The organism is Fulvivirga kasyanovii, from assembly GCF_009711405.1.
Lineage (GTDB): Bacteria > Bacteroidota > Bacteroidia > Cytophagales > Cyclobacteriaceae > Fulvivirga > Fulvivirga kasyanovii.
Genome location: NZ_SMLW01000177.1, coordinates 1 through 1,561 on the forward strand (window position 1 = coordinate 1; position 1,561 = coordinate 1,561).

General features: G+C 45.8%; 2 protein-coding genes. Both read left to right on the plus strand.

Going from position 1 to position 1,561, the window contains the following annotated elements:
* Positions 1 to 518, plus strand: a 518-nt coding sequence (locus tag E1163_RS00610; RefSeq protein ID WP_246223451.1) for an adenylate kinase, incomplete at its 5' end; no start/stop codon positions are given.
* Positions 519 to 526: 8 nt separating this feature from the next.
* Positions 527 to 1,519, plus strand: a complete 993-nt coding sequence (gene obgE / locus E1163_RS00615; RefSeq protein WP_343033697.1) for a GTPase ObgE — start codon at positions 527 to 529, stop codon at positions 1,517 to 1,519.
* Positions 1,520 to 1,561 lie beyond the last annotated feature (42 nt).

A 1,561-nucleotide genomic window follows, 5' to 3' on the forward strand; every position in this document is an offset into this window, starting at 1 on the left:
GCAAATATAATCTGGAGCATATCTCCACAGGAGATTTATTCAGAAAACACCTTAACGAAGGCACCGAATTAGGAAAAAGCGCCCAAAAATACATGGACGATGGTTTCCTGGTACCAGACGAAGTAGTAATAGGCATGGTTGACGACAAGATCCAAAGCAGCACCGGCGCCAATGGTTTTATCTTCGATGGCTTCCCAAGAACCATCAATCAGGCAGAAGCATTGGACAAGTTGTTGAACAGCAAGGGCAACCCCATTTCAGGTATGATATCCCTGGAAGTTCCTTTTGAGGAGCTTAAAAAAAGATTGTTGGAGAGAGGAAAGATCTCAGGAAGGGTCGATGACCAGAATGAAGAAAAAATAGATAACCGAATCCAGGTCTACCTTAAAGAGACTCTGCCGGTTTCCCAATATTATAAGAATCAGAATAAATTTAACGCCATACACGGCGTAGGATCTATCGATGATATCTTCAATAACATCTGTGAAGTTATTGACTCCCTCAAAATAGAAAAGTAAGCAAGCAAGTGTCTTCATCTAACTTTATTGATTACGTAAAGTTCTGCTCGAGATCGGGGGCTGGAGGCGCTGGCTCTGTCCATTTCAGGCGGGAGAAACATGTTCCGAAAGGTGGCCCCGACGGCGGCAATGGCGGTCGTGGTGGCCATATTATCCTTAAGGGCAACTCCCAGCTATGGACCCTGCTACACCTTAAATATCAAAAGCACGTCATCGCCGGCAACGGTAAACCCGGAGAAGGCGGACGCCGTTCAGGGGCACAGGGAGAAGACATCATCCTTGAAGTACCTTTAGGTACCGTGGCCAAAGATTTCGAAAGCGAAAAAAAGCTCTTTGAGATCACGGAAGACGGTGAAGAGGTGATCCTTACCGAAGGTGGTCGCGGGGGTCTGGGCAATGAAAACTTCAAGACCGCTACTAACCAAACGCCTCGATTTGCCCAACCCGGAGAAGCAGGAAAAGAAGAGTGGGTGGTTTTGGAATTAAAACTACTGGCAGATGTTGGCCTCGTGGGTTTCCCCAATGCAGGAAAATCAACTTTGCTTTCGGTACTTTCTGCGGCCAAGCCTGAGATAGCCGATTATCCTTTTACCACATTGACCCCGAACCTTGGCGTGGTCAGCTACAGAGATTACAAATCGTTCGTTATGGCTGACATACCCGGTATCATAGAAGGTGCCGCTGAAGGAAAAGGTTTAGGTATCAGGTTCCTGCGCCATATTGAGCGCAACTCCATACTCCTTTTTTTAATTCCGGCTGACGCCAAAGACATCAATCAAGAATATCAGATACTCCTGGGAGAGTTGAAAAAATATAATCCGGAGCTGCTGGATAAGGACAGGATACTGGCCATCTCCAAATCAGACCTTCTGGACGAGGAGCTGACCAACGAAATGAAGCAGGAATTGCCTAAAGAGCTTCCCCATGTTTTCATCTCGTCAGTTACGCAAACAGGGCTTTTGGAATTAAAAGACCTCCTTTGGAAGTTCTTAAATAAATAAACAATCGGCTATACTTCTTCAACAGGATGTCATTTTGACATA